The sequence below is a fragment of the Pseudomonas sp. FG98 genome, from assembly GCF_057808595.1.
Genome location: NZ_JBMDIJ010000070.1, coordinates 15866 through 32379 on the forward strand (window position 1 = coordinate 15866; position 16514 = coordinate 32379).

At 66.3% G+C, this 16514-nt stretch carries 13 protein-coding genes; 1 reads left to right on the forward strand and 12 read right to left on the reverse strand.

All coding sequences use genetic code 11. The features are described from left to right. Positions 1 to 136 precede the first annotated feature (136 nt). The 12 genes from ACODSK_RS26140 to ACODSK_RS26195 all read right to left on the reverse strand — a co-directional run bounded on the left by ACODSK_RS26140 (position 137) and on the right by ACODSK_RS26195 (position 15544). Positions 137 to 838, reverse strand: a complete 702-nt coding sequence (locus tag ACODSK_RS26140; protein WP_489020049.1) for an NAD(P)H-dependent oxidoreductase — start codon at positions 836 to 838, stop codon at positions 137 to 139. Positions 839 to 853: 15 nt separating this feature from the next. Further along, on the reverse strand, positions 854 to 2263 hold the full coding sequence (locus ACODSK_RS26145) for an aldehyde dehydrogenase family protein (RefSeq protein WP_489020051.1): 1410 nt from the start codon (positions 2261 to 2263) through the stop codon (positions 854 to 856). After that, entirely contained in the window at positions 2256 to 3446 is a 1191-nt protein-coding gene (locus ACODSK_RS26150) for a pyridoxal phosphate-dependent aminotransferase (protein WP_489020053.1), read from the reverse strand. Before ACODSK_RS26150 ends, ACODSK_RS26145 begins: the two co-directional genes overlap by 8 nt. Before the next feature lie 15 nt (positions 3447 to 3461). After that, complete coding sequence (locus tag ACODSK_RS26155) at positions 3462 to 5069, reverse strand: 5-guanidino-2-oxopentanoate decarboxylase (RefSeq protein ID WP_489020055.1); 1608 nt, start codon at positions 5067 to 5069, stop codon at positions 3462 to 3464. After that, complete coding sequence (locus ACODSK_RS26160) at positions 5062 to 7179, reverse strand: acetate--CoA ligase family protein (protein WP_489020057.1); 2118 nt, start codon at positions 7177 to 7179, stop codon at positions 5062 to 5064. Before ACODSK_RS26160 ends, ACODSK_RS26155 begins: the two co-directional genes overlap by 8 nt. 18 nt (positions 7180 to 7197) lie before the next feature. Beyond that, a complete protein-coding gene (locus tag ACODSK_RS26165; protein WP_489020059.1) occupies positions 7198 to 8358 on the reverse strand; it encodes an acyl-CoA dehydrogenase family protein in 1161 nt (386 codons plus the stop codon). Positions 8359 to 8392: 34 nt separating this feature from the next. Beyond that, positions 8393 to 9175 carry an enoyl-CoA hydratase/isomerase family protein gene (locus tag ACODSK_RS26170; RefSeq protein WP_489020061.1) on the reverse strand — a complete coding sequence of 261 codons (783 nt, stop codon included), beginning with the start codon at positions 9173 to 9175 and terminating at the stop codon, positions 8393 to 8395. A gap of 315 nt (positions 9176 to 9490) precedes the next feature. Further along, positions 9491 to 10903, reverse strand: a complete 1413-nt coding sequence (locus ACODSK_RS26175) for an amino acid permease (RefSeq protein ID WP_489020063.1) — start codon at positions 10901 to 10903, stop codon at positions 9491 to 9493. 184 nt (positions 10904 to 11087) lie between these two features. Next, positions 11088 to 13331: an ATP-binding protein gene (locus ACODSK_RS26180; RefSeq protein WP_489020065.1), complete on the reverse strand. Its 2244-nt coding sequence runs from the start codon at positions 13329 to 13331 to the stop codon at positions 11088 to 11090. Continuing rightward, on the reverse strand, positions 13328 to 14104 hold the full coding sequence (locus ACODSK_RS26185) for a substrate-binding periplasmic protein (RefSeq protein WP_489020067.1): 777 nt from the start codon (positions 14102 to 14104) through the stop codon (positions 13328 to 13330). Before ACODSK_RS26185 ends, ACODSK_RS26180 begins: the two co-directional genes overlap by 4 nt. Positions 14105 to 14109: 5 nt before the next feature. Continuing rightward, positions 14110 to 14826, reverse strand: a complete 717-nt coding sequence (locus ACODSK_RS26190) for a response regulator (RefSeq protein WP_489020068.1) — start codon at positions 14824 to 14826, stop codon at positions 14110 to 14112. 76 nt (positions 14827 to 14902) lie between these two features. Further along, the gene (locus ACODSK_RS26195; RefSeq protein ID WP_489020069.1) at positions 14903 to 15544 is read right to left on the reverse strand and encodes a TetR family transcriptional regulator C-terminal domain-containing protein; all 642 of its coding nucleotides are present in this window, start codon (positions 15542 to 15544) and stop codon (positions 14903 to 14905) included. A gap of 110 nt (positions 15545 to 15654) precedes the next feature. On the opposite strand from ACODSK_RS26195, the gene ACODSK_RS26200 reads away from it, so the two are divergent. Further along, on the forward strand, positions 15655 to 16401 hold the full coding sequence (locus ACODSK_RS26200) for an enoyl-CoA hydratase-related protein (RefSeq protein ID WP_489020071.1): 747 nt from the start codon (positions 15655 to 15657) through the stop codon (positions 16399 to 16401). Positions 16402 to 16514: the final 113 nt, after the last annotated feature.

Here is a 16514-nt window from a genome sequence, read left to right on the forward strand (position 1 = left end):
GGGTCGGGATGACCTATCTGGGAAAGAGAGTCGAAAACTGCTCTCCCACCATGCCTGAACACAAGTAAACAATTCATAACTCGTCAAAAAAACGACCTTCAAGCCGGCCATCCAGCCGGCTTGAAGGGATCCGTTCCTACTTCAACGGATACAACCCCTCATCAAACTGCTCCAACCGCGGAAACACCAACGGCAGATCATCCGACAGATGCTCCAGCCTCACCCGGTAATCCTCCAGAAACCCCTTGCGCGCCTCATCACTGATATACGGCACATGCCAGGCCACGAACGGCGCCAGCACCTCGAAGCCGACATACGCCAGCGTGCCGCGCAGGATCGGTCGCAGCATGTCCTCCAGCGGCCCATGGATGGCGCCGTCGCCGAACATGTGCTCGCGCCCGCCGAGGGTCACGGTGACCAGCGCCCGCTTGCCGGCCAGGCCACCCTGGTCGTAGAAGCGCTTGCCGCCATAACACACGCCAGACACCAGCACCCGGTCGATCCAGCCCTTGAGCATGGCCGGGGCGGAGAACCAGAAGATCGGGAAGTTGAGCACCAGCAGGTCGGCCCAGAGCAGCTTGTCCAGCTCCTGCTGGATGTCTGCGGCGATGGAGGCGTTCTTCACCCCCAGGCGCTGTTCCAGGGCGTACACCAGGTACTCCGGGTTCTCCCGCTGGGCGAAGTCGGCGGCGCTGGCCACCGGGTTCCAGCCCATGGCGTAGAGGTCGCTGACCTGCACTTCGTGCCCCTGGGCGGTGAAGGTTTCCTGCGCCTGGTCACGCAGGGCGGCGGTGAAGGATTGCGGCTCGGGATGAGCGTGGACGATCAGTACTTTCATGAAAGAATCCTTGGGTCAGACCTGCACGGCCTTGATTTCGACGAATTCGGCCAGCCCTTCCTCACCCCACTCGCGGCCGTTGCCGGACTGCTTGTAGCCGCCGAAGGGGGCACGGTAGTTGAAGCCGGCGCCATTGACGAAGCACTGCCCGGCGCGCAGTTGCCGCGCCAGTTGCAGCCCACGCTCGCGGCTGCCGGCCCAGACCGCGCTGGACAGGCCGAAGGGCGAGTCATTGGCCAATTCGATGGCCTGGGTTTCATCGCGGTAGGGGATCAGGCACAGCACCGGGCCGAAGATTTCCTCCTGGGCGATGCGCATGCGGTTGTCGACATCGGCGAACACCGTCGGCGCCACGTAGAAGCCGCGCTCCGGCAGTGGGCCGTCACCACATACCAGCCGCGCGCCCTCCCCCTGGCCGATGGCGATGTACTCGCGCACCGTGCGCCGCTGCGCCGCCGAGCACATCGGCCCGAGAAAGCTGGTCGGGTCCTGCGGGTCACCCATCTTCAGCGCCAGGGCTTCGGCGGCGGCCATTTCCACCGCCTCGGCATAGCGATCGGTTGGCAGCAGCATGCGGGTCAGCGCGGTGCAGGTCTGTCCGGAGTTGATCATCACGTCCTGCACACCGTGGCGCACGGCTGCGGCCAGGTCGGCGTCGGCAGCCACCAGCAGCGGCGACTTGCCGCCCAGCTCCAGGCACACCCGCTTGACCGTCGGCGCAGCGGCCTGGGCCACCCGCACACCGGCGCCAGTGGAGCCGGTGAACGACACCATATCCACCTGGGGATGCCGGGCCAGGGCCTCGCCGACCTTGGCACCCGGCCCGCTGACCAGGTTGAACACCCCCGGCGGCAGGCCGATGGCGTCGATCATCTCGGCCAGCAGGAAAGCATGCAGCGGGGTTTCCTGACTCGGCTTGACCACCACCGTGCAACCGGCGGCCAGGGCCGGGGCGAGCTTGCCGATCAACTGGTGCAACGGGTAGTTCCACGGATTGATAAAGGCGCAGACCCCGACCGCCTCACGATACACCAGCGAGTTGCCGACCTCGTGCACCCGGTCCATCAACCCGGCCAGCTCGACGTACTGCTCCAGCCCTTCGATCGGCCCGTCCACCTGCACGCTCTGGCACCATTGCACCGGCATTCCCAGTTCGGCGGTGATCACTGCGGCCATTTCCCCGGCCCGGCTTTTCAGTTGCTCCGCCAAGGCACGGATAAACCCGGCGCGCACGCTGGACGGCGTCCTCGACCACTCGACGAAGGCACGCCGCGCCGCCGCAACGGCACGCTCGACATCCTGCTCGTCACCCAAAGGCACCCGACCGATCACGCTTTCGCTGGCCGGGTCGATCACCTCGGCCATGCCCTGCCCGCTCGCTATCTCCCAGGCACCGTCGAGATACAACCGCGAATACTCACGCATGGGCCTTGTGCTCCATCAGTGCAGCCGCGCAACGGGCAATACGCCGGCAGGCCTCGTCGAGCAGATCGGCCTCCAGCACCAGGCCCAGGCGGATATGCCCGGCCGCGCTGGGCCCGAACGCCTCGCCGGCCAGCACCGACACGCCTTCGCTGTCGAGCAGGTGATTGGAAAAAGCCTGGGCGTCGAGACCGGTCTCGCGGATATCGACCATGACGAACATGCCTCCGGCGGGTTTCAGCGCCTTCAGCCCGGGACAGCCTTCGAGTCGTGCACAGACCCGGTCGCGGCGCTGGCGGTAAGTCTCGCGCATGGCCTCCAGCTCCGGCAGTTCGTGCTCCAGCGCAACCACCGCAGCGTCCTGGATGAAGTCCGGCAGGCCATAGAGCATGCACAGCGCCAGATTCTCCAGATGCCCGGCCAACTCCCGCGAACCGATCACCCAGCCGACCCGCCAGCCGGTCATGGCATGGGATTTCGACAGGCTGTTGATGGTGGCGGTGCGCTCGACCATGCCCGGCAGGCTGGCCGGGCTGACATGCTCGCCCTCATATAGCAGTTCGCTGTAGACCTCATCGGAGATCAGCCACAGGTCATGGGCGATGCACAGGTCGGCCAGCGCCTGCCAGGTGGTCCGCGACAGGCTGGCCCCCGACGGGTTGTGCGGGCTGTTCAGCGCCAGGGCGCGGGTTCGCGGGGTGATACGGGCCGCGACATCCCGGGGATCCACGCGGAAACCGTTTTCCGGCTTCACCGGCACGCTGACCACGGTAGCGCCACAGGCACCGAACACCGCTTCGTAAGTCACGTACATCGGTTCGGCGACTATCACCTCGTCGCCCGCCTCCAGCACGCACTGGGCCACGCAGAACAAGGCGCATTGGGCACCGGCCAGGACCCGGACCTGCTGCGCATCCACCGCCTGGCCGCTGCGCCGCTGGTGATGCCGGGCGATGGCCTGGCGCAGGGCATGCTTGCCGCTGACGGCGACGTAATGGGTATGGCCAGCATGCAGGCTGGCGACCGCCGCCTCGACGATGGGCCGCGGCGTGTCGAAATCCGGATCGCCTACCGACAGCAGCAGAATGTCGCGGCCCTGGGCTTGCAGGGCCAGGGCCCGGTCGTGAATCTCCCAGGCGGCGGCACCCTCGCCGGCGATACGTTGGGTCAGGCTGGAAAAACGCATGTCGTTCACTCCTTGTCAGTGCGCACAGGCGTGCTTGAGTTCGATCAGGGTCACGCCGTTGCGGGCGAAGCCTGCACGCAGTTCCCGTTGCAGTGCGTCCAGGCTGGACGGCTGCGCCACGTTGCAACCGAAAGCGCGACCGAGGCCGATGAAGTCCGGGTTGCGCGGCAGTACGCCGATCGGTTCGATGTCCAGGCCAAGCATGTCGTCGCGGATCTGGCCAAGTGCGTCGTTGTTCCACAGCAGTACCACCAGCGGGCGGTCCAGCTCTTCCACGGCGGTAGCCAGTTCCTGGGCGGTGTAGAGAAAGCCGCCATCGCCCACCAGCACCAGACCGGGCCGCCCATTGCCACCGAACATCGCGCCGATACCCGCCGGCAGGCCATAACCCAGGGTTCCGTAGCCGGTCGGGTGCAGCCAGCTGCGTGGCGCGCGACTGGCGAAGGCGTAGTTACCGGTATAGGCCAGTTGGGTCATGTCGGTGCTGACAAAGGCGTCGACCGGCAGCTCGGCGGCGATACGGTCGAGAATCGCCTGGTGCAGGGCTTGCAGCGGTCCGTGGCTTTCGCGGATGGACTGACGCAGGCCGGTCACCGCCTCGATGGCCGACGTAGCGTCGCGCGACGTATCCGGCAGGTGCTCAAGGATCCCCGCCAGGGTCTGCCGGGCATCGCCGTGCAGGGCCAGGGCACAGGGATAGAAGTCGTTGAACTTGCGCGGGTCGATATCCACCCGCAGCAGCTCGCCGCCCAAGGGCAGGCGCTCGCGCCAGAAGTCGGTATCGGCCATTTCGCTGCCCACTGCCAGCACCACATCGGCCTCGGCGATCAGCGCCCAGCCAGGCTCCACGCACAGGCTGGCACCGGCATTCAACGGTGACTGCGGTGGCAGCAGGCCTTTGCCGGCAACACTGGTGAAGACCGGTGCGGCCAGGCGACGGCTCAATTGCTCCAGCTCTGCCGAGGCAGCGATAGCCCCGCCACCGGCGATGATCATCGGCCGCTTCGCCGCAGCCAGGCGCGCAGCAGCGGCGTCCAGCAGTTCACGCGCTGGCACGCCACGTCCCGGACGGCGCACCACCTCACCGCTCCAGTCACGCGTCACCGGCGCCGCCAGTACGTCCAGCGGCACGGAGATATGCACCGGCCGCGGTCGTTCGCTGTCGAACACCGCCCAGGCCCGGGCGATCAGTTGCGGCAGGTCCTCGGCACTCAGGGCCACGGCGGAAAACGCAGTGATCGGCGCGGTCATGGCGCGCTGGTCCTGGGTTTCGTGCAGGCAGCCCCAGCCTTTGCCGAGGCTGGCGGTGTGGTTGACGCTGGAAATCACCAGCAGCGGCACCGAGTCGGCGTAGGCCTGGCCGATGGCGGTGGCGGCATTGGTCACGCCGGGGCCGGTGATGACGAAGCACACCCCCGGCTTGCCGCTGACCCGGGCGTAGCCGTCGGCCATGAAGCCGGCGCCTTGTTCGTGGCGGGTCAGTACATGGCGGATGCCACTGCCGGGCAGGCCGCGATACAGCTCCAGGGTATGCACGCCGGGGATGCCGAAGACCGTATCGACGCCGTAGTTGGCCAGCAGGCGAACCAGGGCCTGTCCGCCGGTCAGGGGACGTTCATGCATGGTGATCTCCTTGTTCCTGGCCGAGGCGGATCAGCGCGTCGACCGCAGTGGTGCCCTTGGCGCCCACCATCAATGGGTTTACATCCAGCTCCAGCAGGCACCCGGCGTTTTCGCAGGCGTAGTCGGCGACGGCGCGGATCGCGGCGACCAGCGCGTCCAGATCCGCCTGCGGACGCCCGCGAAAGCCCTGCAGCAGCGCGGCGCTGCGCAAGCCAAGCACGGCCTCGCGGATCGCCCCGTCAGTGGTCGGCAGCAACAGGCTGACGCTGTCCTTGAGCAGTTCCACCAGCACCCCGCCGGCACCGATCACCAGGGCCAGGGCGAAGTCGTTCTCGCGCTTGATGCCGACGATCAGCTCGGCCAGCGGCGCTTCGGCCATGGGTTCGAGCAGGACCTGGTCGAATGCCACATCCGGGGCATGGGCCGCGATGCGTTGACGCATGCTGGCAACGGCGGACGTCACGGCATGGGCGTCCTTGAGGTTCAGGGCGACGGCCCCGGCTTCGGTCTTGTGCGGCAGTTGCGCACTGACCGCCTTGAGCACCAGTGGGTAACCGACCTCGGCGGCCTGTTGCGCCGCCTGGTCCGGAGTAGAGAGCGCGCCAGCCGGGATTGGCAGGCCGAAGGCACGCAGTGCCTGCTTGGAATGCCATTCATCCAGCACTTGCGTTGCGCCGTGCAGGGCTTGCGGGCACAGCGGCACCAGGGCCGACTCGCCCAGAGCCAGCAAGCGCTGGCGATTGCCCTGCCAGGCGACGATCCTGCCCCAGGCTGCCAGGCCCTCCTCCACGCCCTGCAAGGCGGCGATGCCCTGGGCGTGCAGGCGCTCGCGGGCATGGGCCGGGAGCAGTTCCGGCAGCGCCGAGGTGACGAAGCCGCGCTTGCCATGGCGCTGCAAGGCCGCGCAGAACAGCTCCAGCAACAGGTCGCATTCCTTGCGCTCGCCGGTGAATTCGGCGGGATAGTCGAGCACCAGCATGGCGGCGTCGGCGTCGCTGGTCAGGGCGGCATCGAGCATGGTCCGCAGCGCATCGGCATCACCCCAGATCGCCGTGGTGAAATCCAGCGGATTGACCAGGTTGGCGTAGTCCGGCAGCACAGCGCCGAGTTGCGCCACCTGCCCCGCCGTCAGCTTGGGCAGGCTTAGTTGATTGCGCTCGGCATAGTCGGCGATCAGCCCGGCATCGCCCCCGGAGCAGGCCAGCGCCACCAGTCGCCCACTCGACGGCAGTTGCCCGCAGGCGGCGGCCTTGAGGGTTTCAATAAAACTCACCGGGCCGCTGGTGCGGATCACCCCGAGGCGGCGGAACAGGCTGTCGTAGAGTGCATCGGAGCCGGACAGCGAGCTGGTATGACTCAAGGCCAGCTCGGCACCGATCTGCGACACGCCGGTCTTCAGCGCCACGATCGGGATGCCCTTTTCCAGGGCCTTGTGCGCCGCGCGGGCAAAGCCCGGTACGTTCTTCAGGCCTTCCAGGTGCAGGCCGATGGCGGTCACCCGTGGATCGTCGAGCAGCACGTCCATCAGCTCGGCCACGCCCAGTTGCGCCTGGTTGCCCACCGAAGCCATGTAGGCCACCGGCAGCGAGCGGTCGCTCATCGACAGGTTGTAGGCGAAGTTGCCGCTCTGGGTCAGCACTGCCACGCCCCGCTCCACCTGGCGCCCGCCATGGGCCACCGGCCACAGCGCGGCGCCGTGCAGGTAATCGAGCAGGCCGTAGCAGTTGGGTCCGAGCAGGGCCATGTGGCCGGCGGCATCTAGCAATTGCCGTTGCAGTTGCTGGCCTTCCTCGCCGGTCTCGGCGAAGCCCGAGGCGTAGCAGATCACCCCGCCAGCGCCCCGCGCCGCCAGTTCGGCGACGCTGAGCAGGGTCAGCTCGCGGTTGGTGGCGATGAACACCGCATCCGGTGCGCATGGCAGGTCCGCCACGCTGGCCACGCACGGCACACCATCGATGCTCTCGTGCTGCGGATTGACCAGCCACATCTCACCGGCAAAACCGCCCTCGGCACAACGGCGCAGGGCCCGGGCCATGCTGCGCCCGCCGATGAAGGCCAGGTGCCGGGGCGCCAGCAGACGCTTGAGGTTGTCACGAATGGATTGCGACATGGGACGTCTCCTGGCCGCTCAGCGCAGCAATGGCCGCAGCAGCTCGCGGGAAATGATATGGCGCTGGATTTCCGAGGTGCCTTCCCAGATCCGCTCGATCCGCGCATTGCGCCAGATGCGTTCCACCGGTCCCTCGTCCATCAGGCCCATGCCGCCGAAGATCTGCACCGCCTCGTCGGCCACCTTGCCCAGCACTTCGCTGGCGAACAGCTTGGCCATGCCGGCCTCGCCGTCGCTCATGCTGCCCTGGTCCATCTTCCAGGCGGTGTGCAGGGTCAGCAGTTCGGCAGCGCGGATCTGCGTGGCCATGTCGGCCAGCTTGAACGACACCCCCTGGTAGCTGCCGATGGCCTGGCCGAACTGCTTGCGGTCCGCCGCCCATTGCAGCGACAGGTCCATGGCGCGCTGGGCCTGGCCGACACAGTTGGCGGCGACCATCACCCGCCCGGCGGTGAGCCAGGCGTTGGCCACTTCCCAGCCCTTGTCCACTTCGCCGAGGACCTTGCTCGCCGGCACGCGGCAGTCGTCGAAGAACAGCTCGTAGGTGTGGTAGCCACGGTTGCTCACGCATTTCGGCCCACGGCGCACGGTCATGCCCGGGGTACCGCGGTCGACCAGGAAGGCGGTCACCGCATTGCGCTTGCGCCCGTTGTGCTCGTAGCTGTCGGTGACGGCGAAGACGATGGCGAAGTCGGCATGCCCGGCATGGCTGATGAAGTGCTTGCTGCCATTGATGACGAAGTCGTCGCCCTCGCGCACCGCGCGGGTCTTGATCGCGTTGGCATCGGAGCCGGCGCCCGGCTCGGTGAGGGCGAAGCAGTCGGTCTTCTCGCCCTGCACGCAGGGAATCAGGTAGTCGTCGATCTGCTGGCCCTTGCAGGCCATAAGAATCTTCGACGGCCGCGCGACGAACACATGCAGCGCCCAGGAAACCTTGGACAGCTCGCGCTCGACCAGGGCCTGGGACAGGTAATCGAGGCCGCCACCACCGACTTCCTCGGGCATGTTGAAGGCGTAGAAACCGGCAGCGATGGCCTTGCCACGGATCTGCGCGGCCAGCTCCGGCGACACTGCATCGGCGCGGTCCACTTCTTCCTCATGGGGCAACAGTTCGCGGGTGACGAAGGTACGCACAGCATCGACCAACATTTCTTGTTCTTGGGTCAGTTGGAAATTCATTGCGAAACGTCCTTAAGAAATTACTGCAACTTGTTCATTTACCTACAAATACAGGCGCACGACGCTCAACCGAGGCACGCAGTGCTTCGGCGCCATCCTCGCTGCGCCCGCAGAGCAATCCGGCAGCCAGTTCCTCGCGCAGTTGCTCGGCCAGGGTGCGCTGGGCGCCGTCGCGGATCAGGCGCTTGGTCTGGGCGTAGGCGAAGGTCGGGCCCTGGGCCAGACGCGTGGCCAGGTCGGCCACGGTGCTGGCCAGTTGTTCATCGGCCACCACTTCGCTGACCAGGCCGGCAGCCAGGGCGCACTCGGCCCCCCAGAGTTCGTCGAGGAACAACAGGCGCTTGGCCTGCTCGGCGCCGATCAGCCGCGGCAGATGCCAACTGGCACCGGCGTCGGGGCTGTAGGCCATGGTCGTGTAGCCGGCCTTGAAACGCGCCGAGGCAGCGGCCACACGCAGGTCGCAGCACAGCGCCAGGTCCATGCCGCCGCCTACCGCCGTGCCGTTGACGGCGGCGATGGTCGGCTTGTCGAGGCTGTGCAGGCGTTGCATCAGGGCGTGGGCGTTCTCGGTCCAGCCGTAGCTCTCCAGCACGCCACGGGCCTCGGCATCCGCCCACTCGGCGAGGTCGGCGCCGGCACAGAAACTGCGGCCGCTGCCGGTCAGCACCACCACGCGCACGGCAGGATCGCTGTTGAAAGCGTCGAGCAAGGCATGCAGTTGCTTGAGGGTGGGGATATCCAGGGCATTGCGCTGCTCGGGACGGTTGAGGGTGATGTGCGCGATACCGGCTTCGACGTGGCTCGACAGGCTGGTCATGGAAGGCCTCGGTTTTTGTTGGGGTTGGGTGAGGTATGGAGGAGATGCTAAACGAGCGTTCAACAAGACGGCAATCGGGCTGAATTACTGATGTAACAGGTGAAATAAGTCACCTATTTATCTGTTTTTATTAGGTTTTTATTTGAGTTAAAGGAATTTCTGAAGTGTGACTGTTACAACTTTGCACAACTCGGAAGGGAGGTTGCTTTTAATGGCCTCATCGCCGGCAACGCCGGCTCCCACAGGAACCGCGTGCGCCGCTGAACCTGTGGGAGCCGGCGTTGCCGGCGATGAGGCCATTGAAGGCAATGAAGATCAGACCCCCGGCGCACTAGGCAGGAACGCTCCCTGCCGCTTGCGATTCACCAGGAAGTAGGTGGCATAGCACACCGCGATAAAGCCGAAGCCCCAGTACAGCGAAGGCCGCTGGGTTTCATCCAGCGCCAGGAACACGAACAGCGAACTGCACAGGGTGATGCACAGCAGCGGCACCAACGGATACAGCGGCGCGCGGTACTTGAGGTCTTCCAGCTTGCCGCCTTCACGCAGGAACGCCTTGCGGAAACGGTACTGGGCCAGGGCGATGACGATCCAGGTGACGGTACCGGACATGCCGCTCACCGCCATCAGCACCATGAACAGGGTGTCGGCGGCAACGAAACTGGTCATCAGCGAGATCAGCGCAAAGCACAGGGTGATGCACAGCGCCCGCAGCGGCACGCCGCGACTGCTCAGGGTCGACAGCCCGCGCGGCGCCATGCCGCTCTTGGACATGGCCCAGAGGATCCGCGTCGAGGCGTACAGCCCGGAGTTACCCACCGAGAGAATCGCCGTGAGGATCACGAAGTTCATCAGGTCGGCGGCGAAGGGAATGCCGACCATGTCGAACACCTGCACGAACGGGCTTTCCATCAACCCGGCCTGCTGCCAGGGGACGATCGCCGAGAGCACCAGGATCGCCAGCACGTAGAAGATCAACACGCGGAACACCACGTTGCGCACGGCGCGGGGAATGCTTTTCTCCGGCTGGTCGGTCTCACCGGCCGCCACCCCCATGATTTCGCAGCCCTGGAAGGCGTAGACCACGGTCATCATCACCGCGAACACCGCCGACAGGCCATTGGGGAACAGCGAGTCGCCGATCAGGTTGTCCAGCCCCGGCGCCGGCGCACCGCTGGACAGCGGGATACCGCCGAACATCACCAGCAGGCCGACCACGATAAAGCCAAGGATGGCCGCCACCTTGATCCCCGAGAACCAGTACTCCGCCTCGCCGAAGGCCCGGGTGGCCAGGGCGTTGAGGCCGAACAGGACCACCACGAACAGCGCCGACCAGTACCAGATCGGCACCTCGGGGAACCAGCGGGTCATCAGCATGCCGGCGGCGGTGAACTCCAGGCCGACGGTGGTGGCCCAGCTCATCCAGTACACCCAGCCGATCATGAAGCCGGTGGCCGGTCCGATATAGCGCGTGGCGTGGGCCTGGAACGAGCCCGACACCGGCATCTGCACCGACAGCTCGCCGAGGCAGACCATCACCAGGTACATCAGCAGGCCGGCCACCAGGTAGGCCAGTACCGCGCCCATCGGTCCGCCCTGGTTGATGGTCACCCCCGAGCCCATGAACAGCCCGGTGCCGATCACCCCGCCGAGGGACAGCATGAAGATATGCCGGCTCTTCAGCGCGCGGGTCAGGTGGATGCCCTTGCGTTCGGTGGTTTCAGTCATTGCGGCCACCTCGCGGCGAGGTGGCTGGGACGTTCGAATCAGCTTTACGGCCTTTCATTATTGTTATCTCCAATAAGCCTGACGGACCGCGCCTTGCACGGTTGCCGTCGATTATTGGAAAGGGATGTAAGGCGCCGTTGTCGGCCAGGATCGAAGATGTAAAAAGTCGTAAGTTTTTTGTACGTCAGCCCTGGATCAGCTGTTCCAGGGTGGCGCGGGCCTGTTCCAGTTGCTGCTGCAGGGGCTCGCCCAGTGCGCTCAGGGCCTCGCTGTCGTGGGCGCGGGCAGCGCTTTCCAGTTCGCCCAACACTGCGGCCAGCCCACGGAAGCCCAAGGAGTCGCTGCTGCCCGCCAGACGGTGGGCCTGATGGGCGACTTCCGCACAATCACCGGCCTGCAGGGCTTCGCTCAGGGCCGGATAGAACTGCTCCAGCGACTGACGCAACACGCCGAGCAGGCCCTGGACCTTTTGCTCGCCCAGCAAGGCGCGATGGGTGTGCAACAGCGACCAGTCCATCTGCGCGGTCGACTGCTCCCCCGGCTGTTCTGCCGCACAGGTCAGGGCCTTGCGCAGCGCTTCCAGGCGGATCGGCTTGGCCAGTACGCCTTGCATGCCGGCCTCCAGGTAGCCCGACACCTGCGCCGGCTGCACCCCGGCGGTCAGGGCCAGGATGCGCACCTCGCGATTCGGCCCCGACGTGGCGCGAATCCGCCGGCACAGGTCGACCCCGCTCATGCCCGGCAGGTGCACGTCCAGCAGGATCAGATCGAATCGCTGCTGCGCGCAGACCGCCAGGGCCTGTCCGGCCTCTTCGGCAAAGCTGACCCGGTGGCCGTCGCGCTCCAGCAGCCCGGCGGCGACCTCGCGGTTCAGGGCCATGTCCTCCACCACCAGGATCTCAAGACGCTCAATTGGCAACGCTGCGGCCACGCTGGCGACGTCGCTGCCCGTGAGCACATCCAGTTCGAACCAGAAGCAACTACCCTGCCCCTCGACGCTGTCCACGCCGATCCGCCCGCCCAGCCGCTGGACCAGGTGCCGGCAGATGGCGAGGCCCAGCCCGGTGCCGCCATAGCGCCGCGCCACCGCCTCGCTGGCCTGGGTGAAGCGCTCGAAGATCCGTGCCTGCACCTCGGGGGCGATGCCGATGCCGTCGTCGCTGACCGTCACCCGCAGGCGCTGTGCGCCGGGCAGATCGTCGAGCACCTGCAACTCCAGGGTCACCTCGCCGCCTTCGGTGAACTTGATCGCATTGGCCAGCAGGTTGCTCAGCACCTGGCGCAGGTACTGTTCGGCGCCGCGCTGGCGTTCGGCCAGGCGCGGATCCAGATGCAGCACCAGTTGATCGTGATTGGCCGCAGCCTTGGGCTCCAGCAGGGTCATCACTTCCCGGCACAACTGGCGCAGGGAGAAGTCCACCTGCTCCGGGTGGCTTTCGCCCTCTTCCAGGCGGGCGAAATAGAGCACCTCGTCAAGAATCGCCAGCAGCCCCTCGCCCGCCTTGTGCAGGGCCTGCAGACGCTGCCGGTCACGGCCCTCGGACAACGCACCGCGCAGCAGTTCGGCCATGCCGAGGATGCCGTTGAGCGGCGTGCGCAGTTCATGGCTCATGGTCGCCAGAAAACGCGACTTGGCCAGGTTGGCCGCTTCGGCATCGTCCTTGGCCCGGGCCAGGCTGGCGGTGCGCCGCTCGACCATGGCCTGGAGTTCGTCGCGCTTGTCCTGCAGGTCCAGGCGGTCGCGCTCGCGGCGCTCGATATCACTGAGGATGGCCCGGCGCATGTCGTCGAGGGCATGGGCCACGGTATCGATTTCGTCGTTGCTGGAGCGGCGATCAAGGCGCAGCGGCTCCTGCCAGCGTCCGGCCCCGACCCGCCGGGCGAATTCGGCCATGACCTGCAGGTGGCGGGTCACCAAGCGATAGAACAGCCCCGACAACACCACGGCCAGCCCGCAGAGAAACACCCCCATCCACAGCAGGCTGGTCAGCCCGGTAGCGAACAGCCGGCGATGCACGGCGCCCAGGTCGATGCTGACTTCCAGCTCGCCCAGGTGCCGCAGCGGCCCTGACGGTGGCTGGTAGTCGAGGGCGAAGCGTTCGATACGCAGCGGCCCCCGGGGCTCGGCGTCGCCGCGCAGCAGGTTGAAATCGGCGCTGCTCAAACGCACCCGGGCCACGTCGGAGAAGTCCACCAGGCCGCGCAACTGGGTGTTCAACTGCGCCTCGTCGAGGTCCCACAGGCTGCGCTCCAGGCTGGCCAGGTAGCCGACCCGGATCAGTGCCATACGCGAGTCGATATCGCGCATTTCCCGGCGGTATTCGAAATACAACTGCAACGAACTGGCCAGCACCGTGAAGCACAGGCTGAACAGCAGGATGTACAGCAGCAGCCGACGCAGCAGGCCGTCAGCACGCCAGCGGATCATGGCGCGTCCCCCGGCAGGCGCATCATGTCGCGGTAGGTCACTTCGCTCTGCTCCAGCCAGCGCTGGATGTCCCCGGCAGCAGCCATGGCTTCGAGTTCGCGGTCGATATCGGCCATGCGCGCACTCAACGGCGAGCGCCGCGACACCGCGACGCGCAGGTAATCCACGCTGAGGGCCTGGGGCAGCGCAACGATATCCGCGGCCCCCGGCAGGCTCTCGACAAACAGCTCGCCGGTGCGGCGCTCCTGGACCACGAAGTCGATCCGCCCGCGAATCAGCTTGCCGAAGTTCTGCCGGCTGGATGATACCCATTCGATGTTCTGGTGGCGGGCGACGAAGCGGTCGAAGGCCTGGCCGTAGCTCTCGCCGAACAACAGGCCGCCGCGGTAATTGGCCAGGTCGTCGAGGCGCTCGAAGCGCAGCGGGCGCTGGCGATTGACGAACACCGCCACCTCCTCGCGCATGACCGGCGCGCGGGAAAAGCGCATGCCGATATCCCGCTGGTCGCTGTCATAGGCCAGCACCACGTCCACCCGTCCCTCGGCGGCATCCAGCAGGCAGCGCTTCCAGTTGCCCAGCACGACGATCTCCACCTCGTAGCCCAGGCGGCGGAACAGCTCGCGCACCACGGTCGGCGCCACCCCGCGCACCTGGCGGCCGTCGCTCCAGGACACCGGCGGGTACACCGGGTAATCGCAATAGCGCACCGGCTCCGCGGCCTGAACGGCCGGGCCGCACAGCAGCAGGAACACGGCCAGCCAGCGGCAGCACATGGCGCTCAGGCCGCCACGCTGGCGGTGAACAGGTAGCCGGTGCCATGGATGGTGATGATCAGCTGCGGCTCGGCCGGGTCGTCGTGAAGCTTGCGTCGCAGGCGACCGACCAAAACGTCGATAGAGCGGTCGTTGGGCAGCCATTCGCGGTTGCGGATCTGATCCATCAACTGGTCGCGGGTCAGGGTGTGGCCGCTGTTGCGCAGGAACACGCTGAGCAACTGGAACTCGCCATGGGTCAGCAGGGTTTCGCCGCCCTGGGGGTCGATCAGACGACGGCGGTCGCTGTCCAGGGCCCAGTCGGCGAACTGCTTGAGGGTGTGCTGGCTGGTCGCCGCAGGCTGGACCGCCTGGGCACAGCGCACCCGGCGTACCAGGTTCTTGGCGCGGGAGACCAGTTCGCGGGGATTGAGGGGCTTGATCACATAGTCGTCGGCGCCGCATTCGAGGCCGACGATGCGGTCGATGTCGTCATTGCGTCCGGTGATCAGGATGATCCCGACCTCGGAGCGCACCCGCAGTTCGCGGGTCAGGGTCAGGCCATCCTTGCCCGGCAGGCGGATGTCCAGCAGCACCAGGTCGACCGCCTGGCGGGCGAGAAAGGCCTCGGCACCTTCGGCGGTATCGGCACAGTGGACGTCATAGCCTTCCTGGGACAGGTAGGCGTGCAGCAGGTCGCGAATCAGCGGATCGTCGTCGACGATCAGTACCCGAGGCGTCATTGCGCTGGTCTCTTGTTATGTCTGTAGGACTTTTCACACGCGAACGCAGCGTACCCGCTGTTGAACAGACGATCAACTAGCTTTCCGGCAAGGTGAATCGTCGCCGTCCTCCGGCTTGCAGGCCGTCGACCCAGGCTTCGCAGATCTGCACGCCCTGTTCCGGGGTGAAGGTCCCGGGGTTGAGTCCGGACTCCAGCCACAAGCCATCGAGCAAGGCGCTCAGGCTGATGGCCGCGAGATCGGCGTCGAAGCGCTCCCAGCCCTCCTCCCTGGCCAGTTCACCGAGGGCGCGGCCGAGGGTATTGCGGTACTCGCCGTAGGAATGGTCGTGCACCTGGTTGATCGCTTCGGCGGTCTTCACCGCGCCCCAGAACGCCAGCCAGGCGTCGAGCAGTTGCGGATCGAGCAGCTCTTCGCAGAAGGACGCGCGGAAGAACGCCGACAGGCGCTCCCGGGCGTTTGGCGCCGCCCGGTCCATGGCTTCACGGAGCAGACCCATGACCCGCCCGGTCACCGCCAGATAGGCCTCGGCCACCAGTTCGTCCTTGCCCGAATAGTGATGGCTGATCAGTCCCACCGAGACCCCCGCCTCGGCGGAAATCTTGCGGATCGACGCGCCCTGGAAGCCATGGCGCTTGAGGCAGGCCAGGGTCGCCTCCACCAGATTGGCCTTGCGTGCCTCGGGGAGCATTCGTTGGTAGCGGGCTTCCTGGTTCATCGACACTCTCGTTTTGTTGTTCTGTTGGACTGAACGACTGTACAGCAAGGCGAACCCCGTGATAAACCTCGCCGGGCCAATGCCCCCGACAATCACAAAAAGCGGCTGCCATGACTGACCTGATTCTGCAAAGCCTCGACCAGGGCCTGCTGACCCTGACCTTCAACCGTCCCGACAAGCTCAATGCCCTGAATGCCGCCATGTATAGCCAGCTTGGCGAGTTGCTGACGGCCGCCGACAGCGACCCGCGGATCGAGGTGATCCTGATTACCGGTGGCGTAAACTTCTTCAGCGCAGGCAATGACTTGCATGATTTTCTTGATAACCCACCTGAAGATGGCGAGCACCCGGTTTTTCGCCTGATGCGGGTGGTGCTCGGGCTGGCCAAGCCGCTGATCGCGGCGGTCAATGGGCCGGCCATCGGTATCGGCACAACGCTGCTGCTGCATTGCGACCAGGTGGTGGTGTCCCGGGGCGCGAAGTTGCGCATGCCGTTCGCGCCGTTGGGGCTATGTCCGGAGTTCGGCTCCAGCCTGCTGTTGCCGCGCCTGCTCGGGCACCAGCGGGCGGCGCGCCTGTTGCTGGCCAACGAGCTGCTGAATGGCGAACAGGCGGTCGACTGGGGGCTTGCCAGCGAAGTGCATGATGACGGCGAAGCCTGCCTGCAAGCCGCCCAGGCGCTGGCCAGGCGCTTGCAGCGGATGCCGCAGGAGGCGTTGCGGATCAGCAAGCAACTGCTCAAGGCCGGGGATCGCGAAGAACTGGCAGCGGTGATCGAGCGGGAGAGCCTGCTCTTTATCGAGCGGCTGCGCACAACCGAGGCACGGGCGGCGTTGCAGGCGCTGGTTCAGCGCTGACTGTTCCGGCCTCATCGCCGGCAACGCCGGCTCCCACAAGGTCCGCATACACCGCAGAACCCTGTGGGAGCTGGCTTGCCAGCGATGAGCATGGGTATCTACACATCTTTGGC